Origin of the sequence: Alteromonas sp. MMG017 (genome assembly GCF_018100795.1) — a bacterium.
Classification (GTDB): Bacteria; Pseudomonadota; Gammaproteobacteria; order Enterobacterales; family Alteromonadaceae; genus Alteromonas.
Map to the genome: position 1 here is coordinate 89115 of NZ_JAGJDY010000005.1, position 26246 is coordinate 115360.

The 26246-nt window shown below is 42.7% G+C and carries 21 protein-coding genes; 15 read left to right on the forward strand and 6 right to left on the reverse strand.

Translation table 11 applies throughout. The annotated features are described in order from the left end of the window. Window positions 1–2 precede the first annotated feature (2 nt). Entirely contained in the window at window positions 3–1469 is a 1467-nt protein-coding gene (locus J8L84_RS09285; protein WP_211070456.1) for a hypothetical protein, read from the reverse strand. A gap of 13 nt (window positions 1470–1482) precedes the next feature. After that, complete coding sequence (locus J8L84_RS09290; RefSeq protein WP_348771828.1) at window positions 1483–2427, reverse strand: ATP-grasp domain-containing protein; 945 nt, start codon at window positions 2425–2427, stop codon at window positions 1483–1485. Between the two features lie 352 nt (window positions 2428–2779). Here J8L84_RS09290 and J8L84_RS09295 point away from each other — a divergent pair, with 352 nt between their 5' ends. The 4 genes from J8L84_RS09295 (at window position 2780) to J8L84_RS09310 (ending at window position 10111) form a co-directional block, all read left to right on the forward strand. After that, window positions 2780–3883 carry a M20 family metallopeptidase gene (locus J8L84_RS09295; protein ID WP_211070457.1) on the forward strand — a complete coding sequence of 368 codons (1104 nt, stop codon included), beginning with the start codon at window positions 2780–2782 and terminating at the stop codon, window positions 3881–3883. 317 nt (window positions 3884–4200) lie between these two features. After that, a complete protein-coding gene (locus J8L84_RS09300) occupies window positions 4201–5406 on the forward strand; it encodes an efflux RND transporter periplasmic adaptor subunit (protein ID WP_211070458.1) in 1206 nt (401 codons plus the stop codon). Between the two features lie 3 nt (window positions 5407–5409). Then, entirely contained in the window at window positions 5410–8628 is a 3219-nt protein-coding gene (locus J8L84_RS09305) for an efflux RND transporter permease subunit (RefSeq protein ID WP_211070459.1), read from the forward strand. A 40-nt stretch (window positions 8629–8668) separates the two neighbouring features. Then, window positions 8669–10111, forward strand: coding sequence for an efflux transporter outer membrane subunit (locus tag J8L84_RS09310; protein WP_211070650.1), 1443 nt, complete (start codon window positions 8669–8671; stop codon window positions 10109–10111). Between the two features lie 47 nt (window positions 10112–10158). On the opposite strand, the gene J8L84_RS09315 is transcribed toward J8L84_RS09310, so the two are convergent. Then, a complete protein-coding gene (locus J8L84_RS09315; protein ID WP_211070460.1) occupies window positions 10159–10587 on the reverse strand; it encodes a VOC family protein in 429 nt (142 codons plus the stop codon). 135 nt (window positions 10588–10722) lie between these two features. On the opposite strand from J8L84_RS09315, the gene soxR reads away from it, so the two are divergent. The 7 genes from soxR (at window position 10723) to J8L84_RS09350 (ending at window position 17334) form a co-directional block, all read left to right on the forward strand. Next, window positions 10723–11190: a redox-sensitive transcriptional activator SoxR gene (gene soxR, locus J8L84_RS09320; protein WP_211070461.1), complete on the forward strand. Its 468-nt coding sequence runs from the start codon at window positions 10723–10725 to the stop codon at window positions 11188–11190. Window positions 11191–11412: 222 nt separating this feature from the next. Next, the gene (gene rlmF, locus J8L84_RS09325; protein WP_211070651.1) at window positions 11413–12390 is read left to right on the forward strand and encodes a 23S rRNA (adenine(1618)-N(6))-methyltransferase RlmF; all 978 of its coding nucleotides are present in this window, start codon (window positions 11413–11415) and stop codon (window positions 12388–12390) included. A 136-nt stretch (window positions 12391–12526) separates the two neighbouring features. Next, a complete protein-coding gene (locus J8L84_RS09330; RefSeq protein WP_211070462.1) occupies window positions 12527–13723 on the forward strand; it encodes an IS4 family transposase in 1197 nt (398 codons plus the stop codon). A gap of 68 nt (window positions 13724–13791) precedes the next feature. Further along, window positions 13792–14955, forward strand: coding sequence for an alpha/beta hydrolase-fold protein (locus tag J8L84_RS09335; RefSeq protein ID WP_211070463.1), 1164 nt, complete (start codon window positions 13792–13794; stop codon window positions 14953–14955). 172 nt (window positions 14956–15127) lie between these two features. After that, window positions 15128–15472, forward strand: coding sequence for a RidA family protein (locus tag J8L84_RS09340; protein WP_211070464.1), 345 nt, complete (start codon window positions 15128–15130; stop codon window positions 15470–15472). 104 nt (window positions 15473–15576) lie between these two features. Beyond that, the gene (locus tag J8L84_RS09345; protein ID WP_211070465.1) at window positions 15577–16752 is read left to right on the forward strand and encodes an alpha/beta hydrolase-fold protein; all 1176 of its coding nucleotides are present in this window, start codon (window positions 15577–15579) and stop codon (window positions 16750–16752) included. Between the two features lie 192 nt (window positions 16753–16944). Then, complete coding sequence (locus tag J8L84_RS09350; RefSeq protein ID WP_247670679.1) at window positions 16945–17334, forward strand: hypothetical protein; 390 nt, start codon at window positions 16945–16947, stop codon at window positions 17332–17334. A 55-nt stretch (window positions 17335–17389) separates the two neighbouring features. On the opposite strand, the gene yiaA is transcribed toward J8L84_RS09350, so the two are convergent. From yiaA to J8L84_RS09365, 3 genes are all read right to left on the reverse strand, one after another. Then, window positions 17390–17878 (reverse strand): inner membrane protein YiaA, encoded by a 489-nt coding sequence (yiaA, locus tag J8L84_RS09355; protein WP_211070466.1) that lies wholly within the window; start codon window positions 17876–17878, stop codon window positions 17390–17392. 426 nt (window positions 17879–18304) lie between these two features. After that, entirely contained in the window at window positions 18305–18496 is a 192-nt protein-coding gene (locus tag J8L84_RS20580) for a PepSY-associated TM helix domain-containing protein (protein ID WP_211070467.1), read from the reverse strand. 142 nt (window positions 18497–18638) lie between these two features. After that, a complete protein-coding gene (locus J8L84_RS09365; RefSeq protein WP_211070468.1) occupies window positions 18639–19073 on the reverse strand; it encodes a hypothetical protein in 435 nt (144 codons plus the stop codon). 251 nt (window positions 19074–19324) lie between these two features. Here J8L84_RS09365 and J8L84_RS09370 point away from each other — a divergent pair, with 251 nt between their 5' ends. From J8L84_RS09370 to J8L84_RS09385, 4 genes are all read left to right on the forward strand, one after another. Next, on the forward strand, window positions 19325–20059 hold the full coding sequence (locus tag J8L84_RS09370) for an SDR family oxidoreductase (protein ID WP_211070469.1): 735 nt from the start codon (window positions 19325–19327) through the stop codon (window positions 20057–20059). A 119-nt stretch (window positions 20060–20178) separates the two neighbouring features. Continuing rightward, window positions 20179–22383 carry a TonB-dependent siderophore receptor gene (locus tag J8L84_RS09375; RefSeq protein ID WP_211070470.1) on the forward strand — a complete coding sequence of 735 codons (2205 nt, stop codon included), beginning with the start codon at window positions 20179–20181 and terminating at the stop codon, window positions 22381–22383. A 3-nt stretch (window positions 22384–22386) separates the two neighbouring features. Next, window positions 22387–23688, forward strand: a complete 1302-nt coding sequence (locus J8L84_RS09380) for a PepSY-associated TM helix domain-containing protein (RefSeq protein WP_211070471.1) — start codon at window positions 22387–22389, stop codon at window positions 23686–23688. 270 nt (window positions 23689–23958) lie between these two features. After that, window positions 23959–25971: a TonB-dependent receptor gene (locus tag J8L84_RS09385; protein ID WP_211070653.1), complete on the forward strand. Its 2013-nt coding sequence runs from the start codon at window positions 23959–23961 to the stop codon at window positions 25969–25971. The last annotated feature ends 275 nt before the right edge of the window (window positions 25972–26246 follow it).

Below are 26246 nucleotides of genomic sequence, written 5' to 3' on the forward strand. Positions count from 1 at the left end.
TACTAAGAGAAATCAGTGGTTACCAGCGTAGTCTTGAAATTATCCCAATGCGCGATAATTGCATCGACTTTCTTCTGCTGAATGTTTTTAACCGTCAGAAACACGCTTGGATCAGCGTAAATCGCTTTTGACGTGCCCTCTTCACCAAGAGTACTGATTATCACCTCTGTAAGTTTAGGGCCTATACCTTTTACGCCAGCAAAAAAGCTTTCTAACTCTGACGTAGTTAAAATGAGTTCGCCCGCATCTATTTCGGTGTCGTCTTCAAACTCATCGTTGCTATCATTTAATACACGTTCTAGCCCATCACCGATGACATCTTCTATGCCATCATCTTCACTCACATCTTGGTTTTCTAAATGCAAGTCGGTCACTATTTTGGCTTTACTTTTGGGCGTGTAGTTATCTTGAAAATTCCAAGATTCACTTGGCCATTCTTCGTCGAGTTGTAGTTCAACGGGTAACAAAGGATAAAGTTCAGGATTAGTTACCGCTGCTGAGTCTGCACTATCACTGCTTGGTGTATATTCGCCAAAAGTAATATTTCTCATAGTGCGTAAAAGCGGCGTGCGAATCTTACCCAGTTCCTCCCAGTTATACAAAGGAATATGCGGCTTCTTAAAGCGCTCTGAACACAAGGTCCACATTATATACTGGCCAATCCAGTCACGAATATAAGGGAAGGCGGCAAATGCAGTGGCGCATTCTAGTATACGGAACTTACCATCCACACCTAACGCAATATCAGACGCCCAATATTCAGCTTTTGCGGCTTTAGACGCATTCACTGCTATTTGTAACGCTTCTTTGGGCACATCAGAATAATCCATCGAGCCACCCTGACTGGTGTTGGTTAGCCATTCACCTTCTGGTGGACGACGCCAAAACGCACAAACTGGCTTGTGGCCAATCAGCATCACGCGAATATCTGCCATCATAGGCACAAATTCTTGCACATAAACGGGGTGATATTTCTTTTTCTTAAGCAGTTCGGCCGCTTCTTTAAAGCTATCTACTTTATGTACGAAATAACCACCATAGTTAGATGGACCATAAGACTTTTTAATAATTTTTGGATAACTGGTTTTACGTAAAAACGCCATAGCTTCGTCTTTCTCGTAAAAAATATCCGTTTTGGGAATAGGCAAGTCGTGCTTTTCGCAAAAATGGGTCACATTTTCTTTCGACTTGTTGGCAAACTGCGTATCCATTGAAGGCAAAAAGCGCACATCTGGCAGTTCGCGAGCAATTTCACGGAACGTCTCATAAGCTGTAGCAGGAATATTACCAATAAGAATATCGATATTTTTGCTTTTCACTTCACGAACAAAGCGGGCTTTGTCGTTACCCCAGTGGTAACACACAGTTTCAATTTTATCTGGCCAGCCTTTAAAATTAGACTTGTCGAAGAAGCGCAGTACATGGTCTAAGTAGAGTAGGCCAATAGTAGGTAGTTTAGTCGTAGACATTTTACTTTCTCGTTTAAAGTTGAGAGGTTAGCGCGGCTTGAATACTGGCGCGCTTTTCAATTGCTTTTCGCTCAATCAAGTTAACGATCCGCTCGATTTTTCCATCATTGAACGTCAACCCTGCAGCTTCTTGCTCAGGCGTGGCGAATGCAGGAATACCGTTTACTTCTAGTACTACATATTCTTCATGTTCTTGGTCATAGATAACATCTACCCCAGCGATATCTAGCCCCGTTACCTTGGCGGCTTTGATTGCAAGTGCAACTAATTCATCATTAGGTTCACGGCGAATAACAGATCCACCACTCGTTACGTTAGTTTTCCAATCGTCTTTAGGTGCTTGGCGTCCGTAACAACCTACGAATTCACCATCAACAATGTCGATGCGATAGTCTGTCATGTCGTAATTGATAAAGCGTTCAACGTAGAAGTGGGGAATATTGGTTTGATCCAAAAAGGGAATAAGCATATCTAATGAACGCTCATCTTCCACTTTTACTATGCCCATTCCGCCCCAGCCATCGGTAGGCTTGTATACCAGGCGTCCGCCCCATTCGCGGATAGTATTTTTAAGCATCGGCTTATCTTTGGTATTACATAATCGGTAATCAGGTGTACGAATACCCGCGCGAGATAAACGATGTGAAGTGCGAAGTTTATCTTCAGATAACGAAAAAGATTCAAAACTGTTAAGGCACGGAATTGATTCGTTCAATACTTGATAAAGAAAAACTTGATAAGGTGTTTGTTGACCTGCATTGTATGAAAAGAACGCATCTAACTCTTCCATATTCACGTTATGACACGTAATGGTTCCGTTGTGTGCGTTTGCATGTCCTAAGTTAAGATCGGTAATTGCTTCGATATCGCGATCTCGTAATTGATTGACGATTTTAGCCTGTATGGCAGTACCGCCGCTGTTGCTGTACATCCACATCCCGACTGTATACTTTGGCACGACTTTTAACCCTATTTTTATGAATCGATGAATTGACATTCTGTTCGATTTACGTAAGAAGATTTCTCAAAATAAAAATTTGCACCAAAATGGGTGGTAAATATCTATTTTAGATGAGAAATATGACATATATTAGACTTTAGGGTACGTCTTGGTACGAGGAGTCCCTCCCAAAAGCGGCGCCATTAAACGGCTAAATTGCGTACTATTCAAGTTTAATTTTTGCTCAGTGGAAATTATTTTCAATATTTGTAATTTTAACGTTTAAAGCATGTGTGATTGCTGTTAATTGCCCAATTAAAACAAGGGCTTCAGCGTAGTTTGGTTTTAATTAATACTTGGAATAAATAGCATGAATAGTAGTCTGGACTTTACCGAACTTGCCACAATTATATCGCTCAATTCTTACACTAAAAATAAAGCGGGTGTAGATCACAATGCTGACATCTTTAATGCGTGGATGGAGCAACTTGGATTCTCTGTAGAAACGCATCGACGCGAAGCAATTGGTAACCATGTTCACTATCTGTCTAAAAAGAGTGAAGGCGCAAAATTACTGCTACTTGGTCACCTAGATACCGTGTTTCCGCCAGACACCTTTACCGAATTCCGAGAAGATGATGAATGGATTTACGGCCCAGGTGTGTGCGATATGAAAGGCGGTAATTATATTGCGCTAACAGCACTTCGAAATGTATTTGCCGAACAAGGCCACATCGCGAACATTGATATGCTATTGGTGAGCGATGAAGAAAGTGGCAGTGACGACAGTAAGCTGCTTACCAGTGAATTAGCCAAAGCCTACGATGCCTGTATGGTTTTTGAAGCGGCGGGCCCCGATCATGATGTGGTTATCTCTCGAAAAGGGATTGCGACTTTTCAAATCGAATTCGAAGGCAAAGGCGCTCACGCGGGTAATCATTATACCGACGGTATTAATGCGAACTTGGCTGCGGCTCATATGTTAATTGCCCTGACCAATCTAACAGACCTTGAAAAAGGCACCACGGTTAACGCCGGCAAAATGAAAGGTGGATTAGGCGCAAACACTATTTCGCCTAGTGCTAGCTTGACGGTAGAAGCGCGGTTCACTCAATCAGAAGAGCGGGACAGAGTGTTAGCTGCGTTTGAAGAAGTCACCCAAAATCCTGCTGTTGAAGGGGTAAAAGTAGTGGTAACTGGTGGTTTGCAGCGAGATGTCATGCAGCCTACAGAAGCACAGGCACAGTTTATTGCCGAACTAGAGTCTGTATTGGGGGCGCCACTTAAATTAGAAAAACGTGGTGGGGTGAGTGATGCGAATGTAGTGTCGGCTGCAGGGGTGCCAACCCTTGATGGCTTTGGCCCTTACGGCGATGGCGATCACACCATTCATGAACGTGCGAGCAAATCGAGCTTTGAACGGCGTATAGGCGAGGTGAGTAAAATTTTAGCGCACTTTAATAGCGCTAATTAAATGCTCGTTTATGTTACTGGAGGCCTTTACTTTATACCTTAAGTAATCTTAACGCATGAGTAGGTAGCAGTGTTCCAGAGATAGCGCCACAACAATGAAAAGCCTGACCCTGTTCAGGCTTTTTTGTGGGTAACCGTTTGCTCATCATATTCCAATGCATCTTATCGCTTTATTCATTCATTCAACGCAGATGAATAAAGTCTTAACCCCTCCTTAACCTACTACAATCTAAGATTAGCTATATCTAATAAATAGTTGTTTCTTGCAGAGTTAACTGCTTAATCCTATTTTTATTGTGAAGTTAATAAGGAAACTTTATGAAGAAGAATTTAACATTAATGCTAGGCCTCTTAGTGTTTGGGGCGCTGCTTAGCGGCTGCGGACAACAGAGCGATACTCCTCCAGATGGCTTTGGCACACCTAGAGAAATCGAAGTTTCGTACATAACTGTCACACCCAGCAGTCATAAAATAGATACTCAATTACAAGGAAGGATTACGGCATCGAAAGAAGCGGAAGTTCGTCCCCAAGTAAGTGGCATCATTCAACAGCGCTTGTTCACCGAAGGTCAATTTGTCGAGAAAGGACAGACACTTTACCAAATTGACCCTGAAACCTATCAAGCAGCTTACAACGAGGCGGCCGCAACATTAAATAACGCAAAGGCTGCGGAGGAAACGGCGAAGCTTAAAGATGAGCGCTACGCTAATTTATTGAAAGTTGAAGGAATATCTCAACAAGATGCGGATGACGCTCACGCGGAATATTTAGAAGCGAAAGCCAATATTGATATGTATGAAGCTGCTTTAGATACCGCAAAAATTAATCTTGAATACACAAAAGTGCTGGCGCCAATTTCTGGTCGAATCGGAATATCCTCTATCACTCAAGGTGCGCTTGTTACTGCACAACAAGACACTTCACTGGCAACAATTCGCGCGTTAGATCCTATTTACGTGGATATGATAAAAAGCAGTAAAGCACTTTTGAGACTAAGAAGGTTAATAAGTAAAAGCGACATACATGAAGGTACTGCTGAGGTTACGCTTTCTTTAGAAGATGGAAGTGATTATGACTTAACAGGTGAACTAAAAATGCAGGAAGTGGCAGTAGATGCCTCTACGGGAGCGGTTACATTACGCGCTGAATTCCCGAACCCAGATGGTCTTCTATTACCTGGAATGTTTGTTCGAGCTACGGTCAGTGATGCGGTAGATGATCAGGCTATTTTAGTTCCGCAACAGGGCATTTATCATAGCGCGACTGATGAGGCATACGCTTATGTCATCAACGAATCAAACCAAATAGAAAAACGTAGTGTAGAGACCGCGGTTGCTATAGGCAATCAATGGGTAATTATTAGCGGATTAGAAGCTAATGAGAAGTTACTCGTTGAAGGCGCAGGAAAAGTAAAAGAGGGCAGTCAAGTAATACCTGTAGAGGTAAAAATAGATAGCGGTGGCGCTGTTATTGATAGCAATAACAATGGCGATTCTGTTAACGCACGCACAGGGAGTAAATAATTCATGTTTGCGCGTTTTTTTATCGACCGCCCCGTTTTTGCGTGGGTTATATCTATCATCATTATGCTAACGGGTTTGGCATCAATAATGTCACTACCCATCGCGCAATACCCTAGTGTTGCTCCTCCTGTTATTAGTGTTAGCACTACCTATACAGGCGCAGATGCCCAAACCGTAGAAAACAGTGTTACGCAGATTTTGGAACAACAACTAACCGGGCTTGATGGTTTATTGTATTTTTCATCGTCAAGTACGTCAGATGGCTCTGCATCAGTAGATATCACTTTTGAACAAAACACCGATGCTGATTATGCGCAGGTGCAGGTGCAAAATAAAGTGGAGCAAGTAAGCTCTCGTTTCCCTGAAGCAGTGCAATCTGAAGGGGTGACAGTTACCAAATCAAATACCGACTTCTTACTTGTTGTGTCGGTCTATGATGCAAATGATCAAGTTACAGCTGCCGATATTTCAGATTATATTTCTTCTAACATGGAAGATTCCTTAGCACGTGTTGAAGGGGTGGGCGATACCCGAGTATTTGGATCAGAATACGCGATGCGTATTTGGTTGGACCCAACAAAACTGGCTGCCTATGACCTCATGCCCTCAGATGTCACTAGCGCATTAACGGCGCAAAACGTACAAGTGCCCGCGGGTAGCCTTGGTGCTAGCCCCACACTACCAAACCAAGAATTAAATGCGACGGTCACGGCGCAATCGATGATGTCAACCGCCGATGAGTTCCGCAATATTATTCTTAAATACAGTTCAACAGGTGCAAATGTTTTATTGAGTGATGTCGCTAGAGTAGAAAAAGGAAGTGAAAGCTATGGCGTTATTTCTCGCTTAAATAGTCACCCCGCTTCTGGTATAGCAATAATGCTGTCGCCGGGTGCAAATGCGCTAGATACGGCAACAGCAGTTAAAAATAAAGTGGCAGAATTGGCCGCTAATATGCCAGCGGGTTATGAAATTGCTTTCCCCAAAGACAGTACTGAATTTATTAAAATTTCTATCACTGAAGTGGTGCACACCTTGGCTGAGGCGGTTGTACTCGTTGTGTTAGTTATGTGGTTGTTCTTGCAGAACTGGCGTGCCACGCTTATTCCCGCTATTGCGGTTCCTGTGGTTTTACTTGGCACTTTTGGGGTGCTATCAGCCTTTGGCTTTTCTATTAATACGTTGACCATGTTCGGTATTGTGTTGTCTATCGGTCTTCTGGTTGACGATGCCATAGTTGTAGTAGAAAACGTTGAACGACTAATGGAAGATGAGAACCTTTCGCCGCGAGATGCCACAATAAAATCCATGTCAGAAATTACAGGAGCCTTAATTGGTATTGCTGTTGTGCTCTCTGCTGTATTTCTTCCAATGGCGTTCTTTGGGGGCTCTACAGGCGTAATTTATAAGCAATTCTCAGTGGCTATCGTATCTTCGATGATATTGTCGGTTATTGTTGCATTAACGCTAAGCCCAACACTGTGTGCCACCCTTCTTAAGCATAAATCGCCTAAAGATAGCACTGATAAAAATCAGCGTAAGACTAAGCGCACGAGCTTTTTCGCTAAATTTAATGCGATGTTTGATAAGTTAACAACATCATATTCGAGCCGTGTGGGTAAGATTGTTAACCAAAAAGTTCGTTGGTTAGTGGTGTATGCAATTATCATCGGCGGACTGAGTATCTTGATCATTCGTATGCCAACAGGCTTCCTACCTAATGAAGATCAGGGAAGCATTATGTTTCAAGTCAATCTAGCAGAAGGTGCTTCTATTAAACGCACTAGCGCAGCCGTATCGCAAGTGGAAGATTACCTATTAAATGAAGAATCTGACGTTGTTGATAGAGCTTTTTCTATTTCTGGCTTTAACTTTTCAGGAACCGGGCAAAATGCGGGAATGGGCTTTATTTCACTCTACCCGTGGGATGATCGTACCGAAGACGATGAAAGTGCTGATGCGCTCATTAATCGTATTAACAAAAATTTATCGGGGATACGCGATGCAAGTGTGTTTGCTTTAAATCAAGCGGTTATTCAAGGTTTAGGACAAAGCAACGGTTTTACGTTTGAGCTACAGGCTGCAGCAGGGACCAGCCGTGATGAGTTAACTGCGTTAAAAAACGAGTTGATGAGCCGTGCACAACAAAGCGAACTCATCACTAGCGTTCGTGAAGGGGCATTAAGTAATACGCCTCAACTAAACATTGATATTGATAATAGTAAGGCAAATGCCCTGGGTCTAGCGATGTCGGATATTTCAAATACGCTAACTGCGGCTTGGGCTGGAAGTTATGTCAATGACTTTATCGATGATGGTAGAGTGAAAAAAGTGTACGTCGAGAGTGATGCACAATACCGCTCCAAACCTCGAGATTTAAACGATTGGTATGTTCGTGGTAGCAATGCCGATGGCGAGATCACAATGACCTCGTTTGAAACGTTTAGCACGTATTCTTGGTCAAGTGCGCCTCAAAGCTTATCTCGCTTCAACGGCATCGCGTCTTATCAAATTCAAGGTTCTGCTGCCACCGGTGTTAGTTCAGGCGAAGCAATGGCTGAAATGGAGCGTTTAGTTGAAGAGGTAGGCCAAGGTAAATTGGCTTACTCTTGGAGCGGGCTGTCTTACCAAGAAAAAATTGCAAGTGGTCAGTCGACCATATTGTACGCCATATCTATCTTAGTGGTGTTCCTTGCATTAGCTGCCTTGTATGAAAGCTGGTCTGTGCCGTTTTCGGTCATTATGGTTATTCCTTTAGGTGTAGTGGGGGCCGCATTAGCCTCTACATTAAGAGGACTAGAAAATGATATCTATTTTCAGGTCGCACTTTTGACGACGATTGGTCTTGCAGCCAAGAACGCCATATTAATTGTTGAGTTTGCAGAAGAGTCTTACCAAAAAGGAATGTCGTTGATTGACGCTGCGGTAAACGCTGCTCGTCTAAGATTGCGCCCAATTATTATGACATCGTTGGCCTTCATGTTCGGTATTTTACCCTTGGCTACCTCGACGGGGGCTGGGGCAAATAGTCGTATATCAATAGGTACAGGTATTATTGGCGGGACATTAACGGCAACCTTATTGGGTATATTTTTGGTTCCTATGTTTTTTGTATTAGTACGCGGCTTATTCCCAGCTCGTCGCCCAGTTTACAGCGATACAATCAATAAACATACAGAACAAGTCTCATCTCAAAAGCAGTTGGAGAATGGCCATGACTAATTATTTAAAAACACAGCATTCTCAACTCTCTACTGTAAGAATGCGTGCTAAAAAATACCTTGTTAAATCAATAGGCAGCGCTAAGTTACTGCCTATTGCTGCTGCGATAGTGTTAGCAGGGTGTAGTTCTATGGCACCAGATTATGAGCGTTCAGACTCATCGGTCGCCAATGAATGGCAGCTTAAACAGGTAGAAGAAACGCAAGGATTGTCTTCACAGCAAGCTTTAGATATTCCATGGAAAGACTTTATTAAAGATGAACGCTTAGTAAGCCTAATCGATATAGGGTTAAACAGCAGTAGAACCCTTCAAGAAGCATTAGCTGATGTAGAGTCAGCTAGAGCCACATATCGAATTCAACGATCAGATTTATTCCCTGATGTAGATGCAAGTTTAAGTGGGAATCGGTCAAAGGCTTCAACGGGAGACGTCAGTACTACCTATGAAGCAGAAGCCGGGTTCAGCAGTTATGAGATAGATTTATTCGGTAAAAATCGCAGTTTAACTACAGCAGAAATGGAAACATATCTTGCTACCGCCGAAACGGCAAAGGCGGCCAAAATAACGCTGATTGGTGAGATTGCCAATGCGTGGTTGACGTTGGCGGCTGATAGTAATTTGCTTACACTTGCCGAGCAAACAGCGACCAACGCTCAACAAGCGATGGAGATCACCAATAAACGGTTATCTTACGGAGTAGATTCACGTATAGATGTGGCTAGTGCTGAAACTATTTATTATTCTGCTCGTTCTGATATCGCCAGTTATCGAACTCAGGTAGAACAAGATATCAACGCGCTTCGCTTATTAGTCGGTGAAGACTTCGACGATAGCTTGCTGGCTTATTCATTGCCAGATAGTAATCAATTAGTCACAGACGTGCCGGCGGATGTGTCATCAGAAGTACTACTTAACCGCCCTGATGTATTGTCGGCTGAGTATAATTTGAAAGCCGCGAATGCAAATATTGGGGCCGCTCGCGCTGCGTTCTTTCCCACAATATCGCTTACCGCAACTGGCGGGTTGGCTAGCTCAGTTTTATCGAATATTTTCAGTGGCGGGGCCAGTTCTATATGGAGTATAGCGCCTAGTATTAGTTTGCCAATATTCGATGGTGGCGAGAACGAAGCAAATTTAGCTTACAGTGAGGCTCAGCAGCAGAAATACTTAGCGGCTTATGAATATGCTATTCAAAGTGCATTTACCGAAGTTGCTGATGCACTAGCTAGGCGCGCTACAATTCAAGACCAACTTGATGCGGAAGACGCTTTGGTTGAGGCTTCAACGCGAAGCTATGAGTTGTCCGTTGCGCGTTATGAAAATGGCGTAGATAGTTTTCAAACTGCATTGGAATCGCAACGTACTATGTACAGTGCCAGTCAGTCGCTTATTACCACTCGTCAGGAAGACCTATCAAATCGCATCACGCTTTATAAAGTGCTAGGCGGCGGTTTAGCGCCTAATGAGGGTGAGGTAGAATAAGAAAAGGAGGTCAGAGTACATTTAAATCAACTCTGACCCCATTATTTTTAGCTAGTATAAGACACCACTTCAGCCTCAAGTCCTTCTCCAATCATGAAATAAAAGCGTCTTCCTGGCTCGTAATCGCCATGGTTATAGGTATCAAACCCTAACACGAATACCTTTTTTTCTACCTCGTCTAAATTGTCAACCACAATGCCTAAATGATTAACGTGGGCTACGGTAGTGTGATCGAAGGGGGGGGCAGCGTGAGCATCATCAAGTACTCCACTTAAGCTACCTTGGTTCGAGCCAAGCTGCTTTGGCTTATATAACGCCAAGTAAGCGATATCCGAACCCACATGTACCGTATAGCCATCGTCCTTAGCTGGACCGCTCCAGCGTATATGCCAGTTGAACAATTGGCATAAGGCATCAGCTATGGCATCAGGGTTAGTTACCGTAATATTGGCGTGTTCTAGTGAGGCTGCTTGCATCGTATTTCCTTATTTACTGTTGTGTGTTTTTACGCGCTAACGTTTGTGGATAAAAGCGCAGTGGATTAATAGACAACAACAGCTTAATATCTTAAGTTAACTTTAGATCAAGTATTAAATGCGAATTTTTTTAAAATGGCACCTGAACCCCTAGTAAGTATTGGCTTTGTCGCAAAGCGAACCGGTAACGCAGTATCGCTTATTCGCTATTACGCCAATGAATCCCTTATTCCTTCTGTGCGAACCCAAGGAGGAAATAGAATGTTTCCTCGTTCAGTCATTCGAAGGGTATCGTTTATTTTGATTGCACAAAACATGGGGTATGCACTTGATGATATTCGACAACTACTGCAAACCCTGCCAGACAATCGTACGCCGAATAAGGAAGATTGGGCTACGCTTAGTGAAGTATTTAACGCACACATTACGACGCGCATCGCTGAACTTACGGCGTTAAAATCCTCGCTAGAGGGCTGTATTGGTTGTGGGTGTTTGTCTTTAGATAAGTGCAAGCTGTACAATAAGCACGATCGCATTGCCGAGAAAGGGGCGGGCGCTCGGTTCTTACTCGGGGATAGCCCTAGCGATACTGTTATAAAATAGCCTTTTCTCATCTATTTAGTTATTTCTGATGTGGTGCTTGTAGCCTCGAGGCCGACTAAACATTTATTTAGAAATTCACTTAGCCAAATACCTAAAAATAGGATAGTCGCCTTGGTAGACTCCACACCTGATAGCAACTCAAGCTCAACCAGTAAAACCAGAGCCAAAGCAAAAAGTTCGCCTAAGCCTTCGTCAAAATCTTCACCTAAGGCTGGCAATACAATGCATGTTCGTAATGTGCATAAAGATGGTTACCCAATGGCAGCGCTTTGCCAAGCACACCCTGCATTGTCGGGCTATGTGATTAACGCAAAAAGCGGTAAAAAGAGTATCGATTTTGCCAACCAAGATGCGGTTAAAGCCCTCAATGCAGCATTGCTAATTCATTACTACGGGTTGAAAACGTGGGACATACCCAATGGATATTTATGCCCTCCTGTTCCTGGCCGTGCCGATTATATTCACGGCATTGCTGATATACTGGCGTCTACCAATAAAGGCGTAATACCGAAAGGGAATAGCGTAAAAGGACTGGATGTAGGTATAGGCGCTAATGCTATTTACCCCATTATTGGCAGTCAAAGCTATGGTTGGCAGTTTGTGGGAAGCGACATTGATGCGGTTTCGGTAAAATCAGCCAAATCAATCGCTAACAAAAACCCAAAGCTTACCCCTTTATTGTCGGTTCGAAAGCAGCCGAATAAAGCGAAAATCTTTGAAGGTATTATTCAGCCTAACGAGCACTTCACTTTTACTATGTGTAACCCGCCGTTTCATAAATCTGCCGAAGCGGCAGCATTGGGAAGCGAGCGTAAAGCCATTGGCCTTAAGGGAAATAAGCACAAGCGAAGTGGTAAAAAGCCTCGTATTGATATTAACGCTCATGCCAATGCTAGTACAAACGCGAAGACCTTTGCTAAAACGAAGCCCGATATCAGTAACATAAAGCTAAATTTTGCAGGAACCGGCAACGAACTGTGGTGCGAAGGGGGCGAACTTGCCTTCATTCAGCGCATGATTATTGAAAGTGTAAAGTACAAATCACAAGTAGATTGGTTTACCTGCTTAGTGTCTAAAAGCGAACACCTAAAACCCATCGAGACCAGTATAAATTACTACGGTGCAACGAAATTTTTAAAAATAGATATGGGGCAAGGCCAAAAACAAAGCCGCTTTGTGGCGTGGACGTTTACTGAATAAATGTTAAATAATGGGGCTCAGAGTCTGAGGTATCCCCACAAATAATATAGCGATATCAGTGAGATAAAAAAGATAGGAACATTCATGATGTTTGGTGATCAGGTCAATCGCCAAAAATCACCGAGACCAAACAACCATGAATGCCTTATCTATTGTGAACAAAGTCGTTTCGCTTGTCAGCTACAACGTGCATAAAGCTCGACTAGATGCGGTAACAGCGTGCGTCAGAAGCTTGCTTAACGGAAGCGCGGCTACTGTAACGAGTATAGGTCGAGGGATTAATACTAAAGCCTTTGAAAAGCACCGGATTAAACGTGCAGACCGTTTGCTTTCAAACCCACATTTGTTAAACGAAACACCGCTTATCTACGCATCTATCTGCCAACTATTTTGTGGCAGCACTTCACGCCCTGTTATCTCAATCGACTGGTCAGATCTAGATGACCGTAAAGCACATTTTCTTTTACGCGCGGCAATATCTTTAAAAGGTAGACCCATCACACTTTATCAAGAAGTGCACTGCAACAAGACTAAAGAAAAGCCAGCTACGCACAAGGCATTCTTAAAGACGCTGCATGCCATATTACCATCCCACTGTCGGCCCATTATCGTCACCGACGCAGGGTATAAATCGCCCTGGTTTAGAGAAGTCTTAGCGCTGGGATGGGACGTTGTCGGACGCGTTCGCAAACCTCACTATTACTCGCTCAACAGCGGTAATAGTTGGCAGTGTATACGCCACCTCTACGCCCAAGCGACCTGTCGACCGAAGCGTTTTGGTAACAGCCAAATAGTAAGAAGCAACCCCTTTGCCTGTACGCTTATTCTCTTTAAACAGAAAACGAAAGGACGCCACGCTTCAAATCCAGATGGTACACGCAAGGCATCAAAGCGTTCGAAAGTTCACGCACAAGGAGCAAAAGACCCGTGGCTGTTAGCGACATCACTGGCACCTCACCGAAGCTTATCGAAACAAGTTGTGGCTATTTATCGCCAGCGCATGCAGATTGAAGAGGGCTTCAGAGACATGAAAAGCACCAAGTTCGGACTTGGTTATGAACAAAGTAAAACTGTGAAAAAGAGCCGCCTTAGCATATTGATATTGCTTGCGACGTTAGCGTCACTCGTGGCTATATTACTGGGAATGGTGCTCGTCTCTTCGAATAAGCATCGGCGCTTCCAAGTCAATACCGAAACAAGAAGCGTACTCTCATTCCACTACCTTGGACTCAGGGCTATAGCTTGCCGAATACGGTTCTCTATGCGACAGTGGAAAGCTGCACTCAAATGGTACAGCTCCATCATCGACGGGGCTTGGGCTGGGAACTCATGACATTAAATTCGTGGGGATCCCTCAGACTCTGACCCCTTTTAGTTTTCAAAAGTGTGATTAAGGATGTCATGAAAGTATTAAGGAAATTACTACTCACCGTTGCGGTAATGGTTTGCGGGGCGCAAATATCACTAGCACAACAATTTGTTGTAGAAGAGCAAGTGCTGAACTCAAGCGCTCTCGATGAGGAACAGAAGTTTACTGTATACCTACCTGAAAACTATGATAGTGACGGGGATCATAGGTACCCTGTTTTATATGCATTGGACGGCAAGTATTATAAGAATATGGTTAGTGCCGTTATTGCTCAATTTTATGCTGATGGGCTAATACCTGAAACCATTGTTGTCACAATCGACAATGAGGATCGCATTAGAGATTACACTCCAAGCCCTCACGCTACCGTTGACGTTGAAAGCGGTAAAGCTGATAACTTTCTAGATTATATAGAAAAAGAGCTTATTCCCTTTGTTGATTCAAACTATAAAACTTCCGATTTTAAAATACTTCAAGGGCACTCATTAGGCGGATTATTCTCTTTATATGCTGTTCAAGCTAGGCCAGAACTATTTACTGCTCATTATGCTTTTAGTCCATCTCTCCATTGGGGAGATAACGCGACAGTTAAAAAACTAAAAGAGTATATTTCATCACGCAGAACCTTAAACCAGTTCATTTATATGAATTTAGGTGATGAAGTTGTTGTAAGTGAATACACAACACGAAACACAATGAGGGATTCTTTTTTAGAGTTAAGCGCTTTTTTTGAGGAAAAATCTATTCCAGGGCTAAGAGTGAAAAGTGAGGTTTTTCCTACATTGCCTCATGTAGCAACCAATATAACTGGGCTTGTGAACGCAACGAATGCGCTATATCGAAACTGGGTATTGTCCTTCCCTGTAATGGAAAATGGCCCCGAGGAAATATCGGCACACTATAAAAAGTTATCTTCCGACCTATATTATGAGGTCAAGCCCGGTATAGGTTCTCTGAACTTCGCCGCTGACTACATGACGAACGGAGTGAAGCAGCCTGAAAAAGGCATGGCAATCCTTAACTACAATGCCTCGCTTTATCCTGATTCAGCACAGGTAAAGTTTAACCTTGCCAAAGCTTATAAATGCCGTGGAGATAAAGTTCGCGCTAGAAGGTTGAGTGAAGAAGCATTAGTGTTGATTAAAGACGATGCAGCGCTAAAAGCTTCAATTACCGAATTTTTAGACACATTATAAGGCGCTCAAAATATGATGGGGCAGAGTATTTTAATCAAGCGTACTCTGCCCCCCTTTTCATTTATTTAGGAGAACTCAATTGTTGCTCAAACTGGTTCGAAATCTCGTACTTCTTAGCTCAACATCGCTCTTTTGTTCTGTTTCTACTGCTGATACCAAAATAGAGAGGAAAATGTATAACCCGTGGGAGCAAGACATTGGTTACTCCCAAGTGGTTATTGCAGGTAACAACGTTTACTTATCTGGTATCGCAAGTGATAAAGCTACACTGGAAGAGCAAGTAAGGGAAATCTATACCCTTATACAAAATACCTTGAAAGATAATAACCTAGGCATGGAAAGTATCGTAAAGCAGGTAATTTATACCACTGATATTGAAGCGTTTAAAAAGCTGGGTAAGGTGCGAAAAGAAAAGTTTAAAGGGGGCCAATACCCTAGCTCTACGCTAGTAGAAGTACAAAGGCTCTATAGCCCCAACCACCTGGTTGAGATAGAAGTGGTTGCTTTTAAAGAGTAGACGTATCAGAGAATTAATTTAGCTATCGCTCGAGTTATGAGAATGTAATAAAAAGATTGGAATGGCTCGCCAAAGCCACTTGCCCCCTAAAATGGAGTAGCGCTATGAAATGGATATTCATTGTTCTGATATTGATGTTTACTCAGCACGCCAGTGCCGATGCTGTCAGAGAAATAGAAGAAAGAAAAATTGTCTCTACAGCGTTAAATGAGCAGCTCTCGCTGTTTATTCAGCTTCCCCTTTATTACCATGAGAATGCTGACTATGCCTATCCAGTGTTGTATTTATTAGATGCGCCTGTAGGTATCACATTGAATTCCGGTATTCTCGACCCCTTAGTTGGTTACAACAACGCGCCTCAAATGATTATTGTTGGGGTGTCTACAAATGATAGAGATCGGGATTTCACCCCCACCAATGACCCCAAATATGCAGAAAATAGTGGTGGCGCAGATACATATCTGAAATTTATTGAAACGGAAGTTATTCCCTACGTAGATGCTAATTTTAGAACCGAAGAATACAGAATATTTTCTGGTCACTCTTTCGGCGGCCTGCTAGTGGCCCACGCATTTTATTCAGCTCCAGACCTATTTGATGCCTACTTTGCGTTTAGCCCTAGTTTGTTTTGGGATGAGAAGTTAGTGGCTAAATCCCTTGTATCATTTACGGGCCAACAACAAAGTAATCACAGTGTGCTTTACCTGAATATTGGAAATGAAGGGAATGCGGAAGTTAAATCTCAAGAGGGTAAAGCAATGCTAGAAGGCATTAAGTTTATTGATACTGCCTTAAATCAACACACACCTAAAGGTCTTCGCTATAAAATTGATTACTTTTCACAAGAGCCCCACCAAGTAACCCAAATTATTGGTACCTATCACGCTTTTAGGCACCTCTACCCGTCGTGGGATGTGCCTTATGAAGCTTATTTATCTGGATACGATGCAGTTGCTGCTCACTTTGCATCATTAAGCGACATGTATGGTTACCATATAGTAGCTAAAGACTGGCAACTCTCTGATGCCGCGCTATATGAACTGCATGAGCGTAACAACCCCAATGAAGCCATCAAATATTTACACGCGGTGCTAAAGCAAAGACCTGAAAATCTTGAATATATGTCAACGCTTGCGTTGGCCTATGAAAAGAGTGGCTCGCTGTCAGAAGCTTTGAATACACTTAATGAAATAAATAGGCAGATAGGTGAAGAAGATGAAATGTACACCGACATCGCTGCAAGAATTAGCAAAATTTCTAAGTTGCTGAGTGCAAATTAAACAAATAGGTGCCGCGAAATAACATTTATGTACTCTGCTCCCTGTTTTTGAGTCACTTTGTAGTATGAATGTTTAATAGTTAGACGTTTGCTGAATAGGGGATGTCTTCAATTGAGTGGTCTAACGCGGATTTGCAGCTATTTCGAAGTTCACTTTCCTAATGGAATAATAGGACAACTCTAAGGAGCCCTGATGATATGGCGTAAAAGCATCAGCATCTTACACATAGATGGTAGTGCTGGTTTAGCTGTGGGCTTGGCTTTATTTGCTTTCGCGGGATGGATTAGTGAGCTTTATCGCTTACCTCATAACACTATTCTTTTCCTAGCAAGTGCAAACACTATATATGGTTGTTATGCATTAGCGCTGGCATTGTCACACAAGAAAAGCTTGATGAGCATTAAGGCTCTTGCCATCGCAAATAGCGTTTGGGTTGTCATATGTGCTGCTATCGTCGTTTTGTATGCCCACATAGCAAGCCCAATTGGTGTGTTTTTTATCTGTGGGGAAGCATTATTTGTCGGCATGTTGGCAGTTTACGAATGGAAGAATAGGTTCCTACTTTCGGAAGAAGATCGCTAAATAGTAGGGCCAGAGTATATTAGTAACCAGTAAAGTACTCTGACCCCATTTCGATTTACTCGCCGACTATGTCAGTGGTTTCAAGCGCTACATCGATACTATTCGCTACCCCAGGGTAAGCTGAAGATGAAGTGCTTCCATCGTCATTGGTTAAGTCACGGATATTTTTCTGAACGGTAATGATAGAAAATAAGCTGAGTATAAATGCCATGCCGTAAAATCCTTTTTCACTTAGAAACATGTCGGCGTTAAAAAGGCCTATACCCAGCAGGGCAACAGCACTAAAAAAAGCTGCCCAGCACATGCCAACGAAAACAGTGGTGGTTGGTAAGCCTTCTTGTTTATCTCTTACCGTCTTTTGTAAGGTTACAGCTGAAAACATAGCTAGAATGAATATTGCTAAATAATAGCCTTTTTCATTGAGTAGAATGTTGGCGTTCCATAATCCAACAAGGTAGCCAATAACCCCAATCGCAAGAGAAGCCCATGTTGCGAAGATATATGCTTGTGTTGGTTTATATACTCGATGTGACGTTGTTTGCATTTTTATAAATTCCTTTTGAGTTATCTTTAACCCTACACGAGTTCCTTTGAAAACATATCTAACCGCGGTTAGATATATACTTTTAATTATCAGCATCCTAGTTTATACAAACCTCCTTGTTAACCGTGTCAGCCACACAGCGTAAACACTTCTAATTTCTTCAATTACACCCTTGTCGTAATAATTACCAAGCTTATAGATGGTCTTCCGACAAAACGCTTACCGATGAAATACTGATTTTACAAGCAATTACATGGATAGTTAGTTTTTAGAAAATACTGATGCAAATATACGAACATTAATTGTATTAGTAAATACGAACGCTTGAATCTGCTAGATAGCGTTTGATCTAGCACCTAACGGATAGTTTCTAGTTGGTATTAAATACAAACTAAAAATTAGAGGCTAATAAACTTTGCTATTTCGCTATAACTCTTTCATTACTAAGTGTAAATCTTTGGTAAATGCAATTCGCTTATCATGCATAGCCCATACGTTCAATGGCGCCTTGAACATGGTTAATGCTCCGGCCACAAAGCAAATGAATAACAGTAAGCCTGAAATAATGCCGGTCCAAATGTGTACTTGCTGATAGCTTTTATAATTCTGTAATTTCATTGGTGTTACCCCAGAACCTGTAAAACGGAAAATTCAAACAGTGTAATAAGCGAAAGCAGAGCCAGTAGTGGCCAAGGTTTTCTAGTAAAAAAGATAAGGCTTAACCATAAAGGGGCTATTAGCCACATCAAAAATTGGCTCTTCACATCAAGAGGCGTGTGAGAAAGAAAAGAAAACTAATCAAACTGCTAGTGAATAGCGCAAAGGGAAAACTAATTAATGTTGCACCAATAATTTTTAGCCACCAGTGCGCCTTAAAGGTGGTGTAACTCTCATCTCTGGTGAGCCCTGTACCGCGAGAGCGCACAGATTTAAGTGGCGCGGTGTAACGGGTAAAGAACGGAATGGTCCCCAACAGCAGCATACACAGCGTGATAACGGTATAGATGGCGGCAGGTAATGAAAACGATAAGGTGAATATTGTCGTGCTTAAGATCAATATCGCCAAGGCAATTAACAGTGCAGTTTTAAATGGTAGCGGCCTTTTCTTAAACCATTGTTGGTTCGGACAGCCTGCGTAAAACACTAGATTAGCCAGTAAGCAGACGAGTGCGCCTATCAATATTGCCGAGTTCACCTTTACTGCTCCTTGCAACTAGGGTTGTGACAAGTGCGCATTTTTTGCGCAAAATACTTTAAAGTGGCAGTAGACTAAAGTTTAACTTTTCCAATGCAAATCAAAATCAATCCTTCTGCCTTTGGCGTGGGTATGAATATGTAGGTAGGTTTGTGCGCTCGGTTAATGCAGCATTGATTAACACAGTATTTGAACCCGTATCTACTCAGTATTTGACCCAGTATTTGAAAAATTTAAACAGTAGGTGGCATATGGAAAATGTAAAAGTAGCCTTAGTAACAGGCGGCGCGAAAGGCATTGGCGCAAGCATCGTTGAAAAGTTAGCGTCAAATAATTTTGCCGTGGTGATTAATTATGCCAGTAGTGCTGATGCAGCAAACGAACTCGTTGAACAGATTAAAAGCAAAGGCGGGCAAGCGATTGCGGTGCAAGCTGATGTGTCGAAATCCACTCAGGCAGAAAGCTTGTTTAAAGCATCGTTACAGGAATTCGGTAAAGTAGATGTACTGGTGAATAATGCGGGCATTATGGCGCTTTCACCGCTGAGTGAAACGAGCGATGAAGATTTTAATAAACAGTTCGACGTTAATATGAAAGGGGTATTTAACATGCTTCGCTTAGCATCGACTCACCTTAGTGAGGGCGGTAGCATTATTAATTTATCCACCAGTGTCGTAGGCCTTAAATTAGAGCGTTATGGCGTTTATGCTGCTACAAAATCTGCGGTTGAAACCATGTCGGCTATTTTATCAAAAGAGCTTAGAGGTAAGGATATCGCGGTAAATTGTGTCGCGCCCGGGCCTACTGAAACTGATTTGTTTACTAAAGGTAAATCACAAGAGTTCATCGATAAACTTGCCAATATGAGTCCTATGGAAAGGCTAGGGCAGCCAGAAGACATTGCCAATGTAGTTAACTTTTTAGCCAGTGACCAAGGGCATTGGGTTAATGGGCAAGTGTTACGAGCTAATGGTGGAATTGTTTAACATATCGCGATAAATAATTTAATAAAAGTAAAGTTCTTAAAACTCAATTGAAAATGATTCTCATTTGGTTTAAAGTGCGCGCCAAATTTTATCCCTTTATACTTTAGTGGAATATGAAAATGTCGCGCAGCGCTACCTCTCTTGGAATTTTTCTTTCTGGCTTATCTGGGTTCGTTTCTCTTGGGCTTAGCTCTACAGTTGTTTACGCTCAGGCTGTTGTTCCCGCTAAAGCTGCAGTTCACGCTGAATCTGAGGGACAGGCTCAATCGGGTGAACCTGACACGGTAGAACGAGTAGAAGTAAAGGGCAGAGCACAACAATTCTATTTAGATACCAAAACCAAAATTGGTACTAAAACTGATGCCGATCTCATAGATATTCCTATGTCTGCACAAGTACTTAGTGCGCAGCTTATTGCTGACCAGGCTGCACGTGATATCACCGACTTGTATCGCTCTATCGCTGGCGTCAGCGAGTACAGTTATTCCGGCGTGACATTTCGCGGTTTTCGAGACGAAGACAACGTATTTTATGATGGTGTAAGGGGCGACCCTTACTCAGGTTTCAGTGTGCCTGACTTATTCAATGTAGCCAGAGTAGAAGTGCTGAAAGGTCCTGCGGCAGCGTTATACGGCGGTGGGGAACCTGGTGGCATGATTAACTACGTCACTAAAAAACCTACCTTTACCGAAAATAAAGAAATAACCCTAACGGGTGGGAACTACGACCTTCGCGGTATTTCAGGTGAAGCGACAGGTGGGCTAACCGAAGATGTAGCCTATCGAATTGGTGGCTTTTATGAAGCGCAAGATAGCTTTAGAAATAACGCAGATATGGAAAATATCGAACTAGCGGGCGGCTTACTTTACGATGTTAGCGACAATACTCGATTAACCACCACCTTCGATTACATAGTACAAAACCTAGGAGGTCACCGACTTCGCGGCGTACCGGTAGATGATGAAGGTGACTTCCTTGTGGATTTAACCTATAACGCGAATGAAGAAAGTGACTTTCAAGATATGGAAGCATTTGTTTTTCAAACCCAGTTGGCACATACCTTTAGCGACGCATTAAAGGTTAATTCTACCCTTCGCTATTTAACGAACGAGCGAGATCAGGCTTATCACGAGTCTCGTAGTTGGGTTGATGTTAACGGTGACGGCGAAGCTAATATTGATGACGAGACTATTCAACGTGAATATCGAGACCAATATCGCGCTAACGATGAAGTCAGCTTAACTACCGACTTTGTTTACGATTTCAACGCAGCGGGTATGGAGCATCAGTTCCTGTTTGGTGGCGATTGGCACTATATGGACACAGAATACGATTACTTGCGTGCTCGATATGAGGCTGACGGCGTGGCCAACCTAAATATCTTCACCTTAAATTATGGCGAAACCGATCCTAGTACTTATAACCTGACCGACTTAGAAAGAGACGGCATACGTCGTAATCGTCAGGGGCTGTACGTTCAGGATATGGTGCACCTAACAAATAATATTATTGTGATGGCTGGCGCACGCTTCGATAGGTTTGACGAGCGAGACAAAGAAACTGGCACCGAATACGACGATTCAGACGTCACTTATCGTGCCGGTATTACGTATAAGCCTTTTGACACCATGTCGATGTACGCCAACTATTCAGAAAGTTTTAACCCTGTTGATGCTACTGACCAAGCTGATGCCAATGTTACTGCACTAGAGCCGGTTAGCGGTGATGCCATTGAGTTCGGTGTGAAAAACGAATGGTTGAACCGCAGCATTATGACCACATTCGCTGTGTACCACATAAGTAAAGAAAACTTAGTGTATAGCAACCCTGACTATATTGAAGGCGTGAATGACGATACCGAGTCAGCACTTATCAATTTTGGTGTCGTAGAAAGTGACGGTGCTGAATTTACCTTGGTAGGCGATATAAGCAATACCCTCAGCGTAACTGCGAATTACGCGTATAACGATACTATCGTGGTTGACGGTAGCTCAAGTAACACTTTTGGTGCGGGTGATAGGTTTGTAAATGCACCTCGTCATCAAGCAGGTTTGTGGACAAGATATGCCATCGACAGTATCAACTCATCGATTGCTTTTGGGGTGAATTATGTGAGCGAGCAAATAAGCGCAGATGCACAAAAGGTGAAGCCTTTCACTGTATTTGATGCAAGCTGGACAACCCGATGGGACGCGGTTTTACTTAGTGTAAACGTGAACAACCTGTTTGATAAAGAATATGCAGTAAGTGGATTTAGCGAAAGAAATGGCCACTTCCCAGGGCAACCTCGCGAAATTATCGCGCAGCTTCAATATAACTTTTAATAAGTGCTAAGCAAGTCTGCATGGTTTTCTATTCACAGTTGGGTGGGCGTTAAGCTTTCCATCCTGCTGTGTTTCATTGTAGCTACCGGCACACTTTCTGTGGTGTCACACGAAATTGATTGGTTAGCTAACCCAGCAAAACGGGTTGCCCCATCAACCGTAAGTGAAATGAATTGGCAGGCGGTTTATGTACAAGCTATTAGTGAAACCGCGCAATTAAACACCCCTGTACGAAAAATAGAATCTATCCATGCGCCTCTTCACCCTTGGTTCAGTGCAGAAGTTATTTATCGAGATAAGGATAACTTGCGGCATCGCTTGTTTTTTCATCCCACAACCGGTGAGTATTTAGGTGACGGACGCTGGTTAAATTGGCAGCGTTTTTTTCGTGTAACCCACCGGCATCTAATGTTGCCGCTAACCCTTGGTATTACCATTGTTAGTGCCTTTTCTATTGCTATCTTAGCGCTACTTATCTCTAGCCTGTATATATACAGGCGTTGGTGGAAGGGTTTCTTTCGCAAGCCTCGTTGGCAACACAGACAAACCCGTTGGGGCGACTTACATCGAATCGTGGGTGTTTGGAGCTTGTGGTTTTTGCTTGTGATAGGGCTTACCGGCAGCTGGTATTTAGCTGAGCGTTGGGGCGCTGCCGCACCGAGTACAGACAAAGGTTACGCAGTAACCGATGCCGCGTTAAATGAACCTGTAATGCCAACGCAAGACTCGCTTAACACTATGCTGCATATTGCCCGCGTGCAATTCCCAGCGCTTAGCATCCAAGAAGTGCGCTTTCCTAACAAAGCGGGTGGGGTAGTAGCGTTTCAAGGGCAAGCTAGTGCAATACTGGTACGAAACCGAGCGAACACTATTCAATTTGACCCCGTTTCTGCTGAAGCCGTTTTCAAGCAAGATGGCAGTGATTTGTCATTACATACTCGTATTTCAGAAGCAGCAGACCCGTTACATTTTGGTGTGTGGGGGGAAGTGCAAGGGAGTACGGCTAAGTTAGTCAGTAAGCTTCTGTATTTTATATTTGGTGCTTTTCTTACAGGTCTTTGTATAACGGGCACTTACATGTACGGATTACGAATAGGGCGAGTAGTGCGAAAAGGGAAAAGTATTCCTTCAAAAAGCACACCGATGAAAAATGCCCGGCTAACACTTAGATCACTACCCAATACACCGTTTCAGGTCTGGCAAGTCGCTTTACAAAAGATGGGGTGGGTAGCGTGGTTTTTCACATCTGCTGTTGTTGCTTGCTTGGGATATGGAACCTATATCTATCTACCTTTTGGCGGTTAATAAAGATTTTCTTCTCTACAATTTATCAATACAGCTATTTTTTTCTTAAAAATAACTCCTGAATGTGAATGTTTATCATTTGTGTTTGTGGTAGCATCGCGTTTTTTGAAAGCTATTGTCAGTATTTTGTATAGGAAAATCTTCATGCAACGCAGTCGTACGTCAGTAAAAGTTCGTTTAGGCCTAAAGTTAGGCAAAAGTTTGGGTCTAGGCTTGGGTCTGAGCGTCGGGGGCATTGCATTATCGAATGCGGCTTACGCAGAAGAAACAATGACGAGCGAAAGCGAAGTAGAAGTGATTAATGTAAAAGGTACATACTTTAACGACTACAAAGTAGGCGATGCTTCTGGTGCCATGCGTGCAAATATTTCATTGCTTGAAACTTCTCAAGCAGTAACGGTAATTCCAGAAACTATTATCGATGAGCAGCTTGCCACCACGTTAGGGGAAGTACTCAATAACGATGCAAGTTTGTCACCGGGTTCAAAACAACGCAACCGTGAAGTATTTAGCTCTCGAGGCTTTGAATTAAGTTCATCTACTGGCTATTTACGTGACGGACACCAGCACTGGTCTCACTATCAACAGCCTATCGAAACGCTTTCAAGAGTAGAGGTTATTAAAGGGCCTTCAAGTATCCTATACGGTCAGTCTGCGCCAGGTGGCCTAATAAACATGGTAACCAAGCAACCAACTGCATCTCGTTTATTGGAAGTTAGCGCAGATACCGACCAGTATGGCTCTACCCGATTTATGCTGGATGCTGGTGGCGAGATTATCGAAGATACAGGCTATCGAGCGGTATTGGTAAAGCAGGATGTTAATTTTGATCGCGAATATCAAAATGGCGAAACAAGAGAGCGTGATCGTTTCCTAGGTTCATTGGTACTTGAACATAAAATTAACGACAGCTTAATAGTGAATGCTTATTACGATCGCACTAACGATAAAGCGGGTTTAGATACCGGCGCATGGTTAGATGAAGATGCTAACGTAATAAGTAATAGAAATACCATTAACGACTTCTCGTGGGCGTTCACTGATATCCATGTTGAAAACAAAGGGGTTAAGTTAACCTATTTCATGAACCCAGAGTGGCAAGTGAAGGTGGGTTACAACGAGCAATCGTTTGAAAGACAACGTTTCGAATCATCGCCTCGACTTCCTTCAGATTACGAAATTGGTAACAGCTATACCTCTAACCCTTACGATCGTTCAGACGATTGGCAATTTAAAACCGCGTTTATCGATTTTAACGGTGAAGTTTCGTTTGGTGGTATCGAGCACAATATCCTTATTGGCGGAAACGCACTGGATTATTATTATGGCCAGCTTATCGAAAGAGGGGATTCAATCACCTACACCGTAGGGCAACCAGAGCCTGCCAAGCCAGACTTAAATTTCAATAATGATGAAACCTTAAGTACCACTGAATACGATTATTACGGCGTGTATTTTCAAGATTTGATGACGTTTAACGATCAATGGCAAGTTGCTATTGGTGGGCGCTTCGATAAGCAAAGCCGTGAAGGCGCTGACAACGAATCTTTATTGCCAAAAGTTGGTGTGTTGTATCACCCAGCAGAGAACAGCACAATATATGTGAACTACTCAGAAGGGTTTGAGCCTCAATCAAGTGAAACCATTGAAAACGAACTTGATCAAAACTTTGGTATGGAATTAGACGCAACTACTTCGAAGCAAGTAGAGTTGGGCGCGAAGTGGGAAGTGTCGGAACGTCTATTATTAAATGGTGCGCTATTTAACATAGAAAAAACGGGAACCCTTATTTCAGAGCAGCTATTAAATGACCCACTTTACACCACGGTTACCACTCAATCCGGTAAGCAAACTCACAGAGGCCTAGAACTTGCTGCACAGGGTGCGATTAGTGATAAATGGTTTGTGATGACATCAATGATGTACTTAGATGCTGAGTATGAAAAAGATGAGAACTTTGAAGGTAACACGCCGGTTGATGCACCTAAGTGGTCTGCATCGGTATGGAGTCGCTACGAAGTTACTGAGAAATTAGCATTGAATGCGGGCATCTTTTACCAAGGTGAGCGCTATGCTGACAACGCCAATACAGTATTGAAAGATGCTTATAGCCGTGTTGATATAGGTGCTACATACCGTACTGATATCATGGGTAAGCAAGTTGATGTAAGGTTAAATGTAGAAAACGTATTTGATACCAATTACCTTGTTGGTGGCGGTATTAACAACGTGACTATTGGTGACGGTGCGACTGCTCGCATAGAACTTAAAACGTCTTTGTAATAGCGTTTTATACGGTAAAAAAGCACTGTAGAAAAGCAGCGTAATACTTAACACCGCCTCAGCTTATTCAAGCTAAGGCGGTGTTTTATTTACCCACTATATATCGCATTAATTAAGCAACTAACCACACTAAAAGTCTTCTTAAATCCTTTCGCCTTAAATCGCGCCAAAGTTTTTTTATAAAACAGCTTTTTTATAATACCTTCTCTGTAAATAACTGCCGCTTCAAAACACCTTCGCATTAGCATCTTGATTTACTGACTACATTGTATTGT

Bases quoted from the DNA above. Each gene is read 5' to 3' on its own strand.
- J8L84_RS09285 (WP_211070456.1), bottom strand. From the start codon at position 1,469: ATGTCTACGACTAAACTACCTACTATTGGCCTACTCTACTTAGACCAT.
- J8L84_RS09295 (WP_211070457.1), top strand. From the start codon at position 2,780: ATGAATAGTAGTCTGGACTTTACCGAACTTGCCACAATTATATCGCTC.
- J8L84_RS09300 (WP_211070458.1), top strand. From the start codon at position 4,201: ATGAAGAAGAATTTAACATTAATGCTAGGCCTCTTAGTGTTTGGGGCG.
- J8L84_RS09305 (WP_211070459.1), top strand. From the start codon at position 5,410: ATGTTTGCGCGTTTTTTTATCGACCGCCCCGTTTTTGCGTGGGTTATA.
- J8L84_RS09310 (WP_211070650.1), top strand. From the start codon at position 8,669: ATGCGTGCTAAAAAATACCTTGTTAAATCAATAGGCAGCGCTAAGTTA.
- J8L84_RS09315 (WP_211070460.1), bottom strand. From the start codon at position 10,587: ATGCAAGCAGCCTCACTAGAACACGCCAATATTACGGTAACTAACCCT.
- soxR (WP_211070461.1), top strand. From the start codon at position 10,723: ATGGCACCTGAACCCCTAGTAAGTATTGGCTTTGTCGCAAAGCGAACC.
- rlmF (WP_211070651.1), top strand. From the start codon at position 11,413: ATGCATGTTCGTAATGTGCATAAAGATGGTTACCCAATGGCAGCGCTT.
- J8L84_RS09330 (WP_211070462.1), top strand. From the start codon at position 12,527: ATGAATGCCTTATCTATTGTGAACAAAGTCGTTTCGCTTGTCAGCTAC.
- J8L84_RS09335 (WP_211070463.1), top strand. From the start codon at position 13,792: ATGAAAGTATTAAGGAAATTACTACTCACCGTTGCGGTAATGGTTTGC.
- J8L84_RS09340 (WP_211070464.1), top strand. From the start codon at position 15,128: ATGTATAACCCGTGGGAGCAAGACATTGGTTACTCCCAAGTGGTTATT.
- J8L84_RS09345 (WP_211070465.1), top strand. From the start codon at position 15,577: ATGAAATGGATATTCATTGTTCTGATATTGATGTTTACTCAGCACGCC.
- J8L84_RS09350 (WP_247670679.1), top strand. From the start codon at position 16,945: ATGATATGGCGTAAAAGCATCAGCATCTTACACATAGATGGTAGTGCT.
- yiaA (WP_211070466.1), bottom strand. From the start codon at position 17,878: ATGCAAACAACGTCACATCGAGTATATAAACCAACACAAGCATATATC.
- J8L84_RS20580 (WP_211070467.1), bottom strand. From the start codon at position 18,496: ATGAAATTACAGAATTATAAAAGCTATCAGCAAGTACACATTTGGACC.
- J8L84_RS09370 (WP_211070469.1), top strand. From the start codon at position 19,325: ATGGAAAATGTAAAAGTAGCCTTAGTAACAGGCGGCGCGAAAGGCATT.
- J8L84_RS09375 (WP_211070470.1), top strand. From the start codon at position 20,179: ATGTCGCGCAGCGCTACCTCTCTTGGAATTTTTCTTTCTGGCTTATCT.
- J8L84_RS09385 (WP_211070653.1), top strand. From the start codon at position 23,959: ATGACGAGCGAAAGCGAAGTAGAAGTGATTAATGTAAAAGGTACATAC.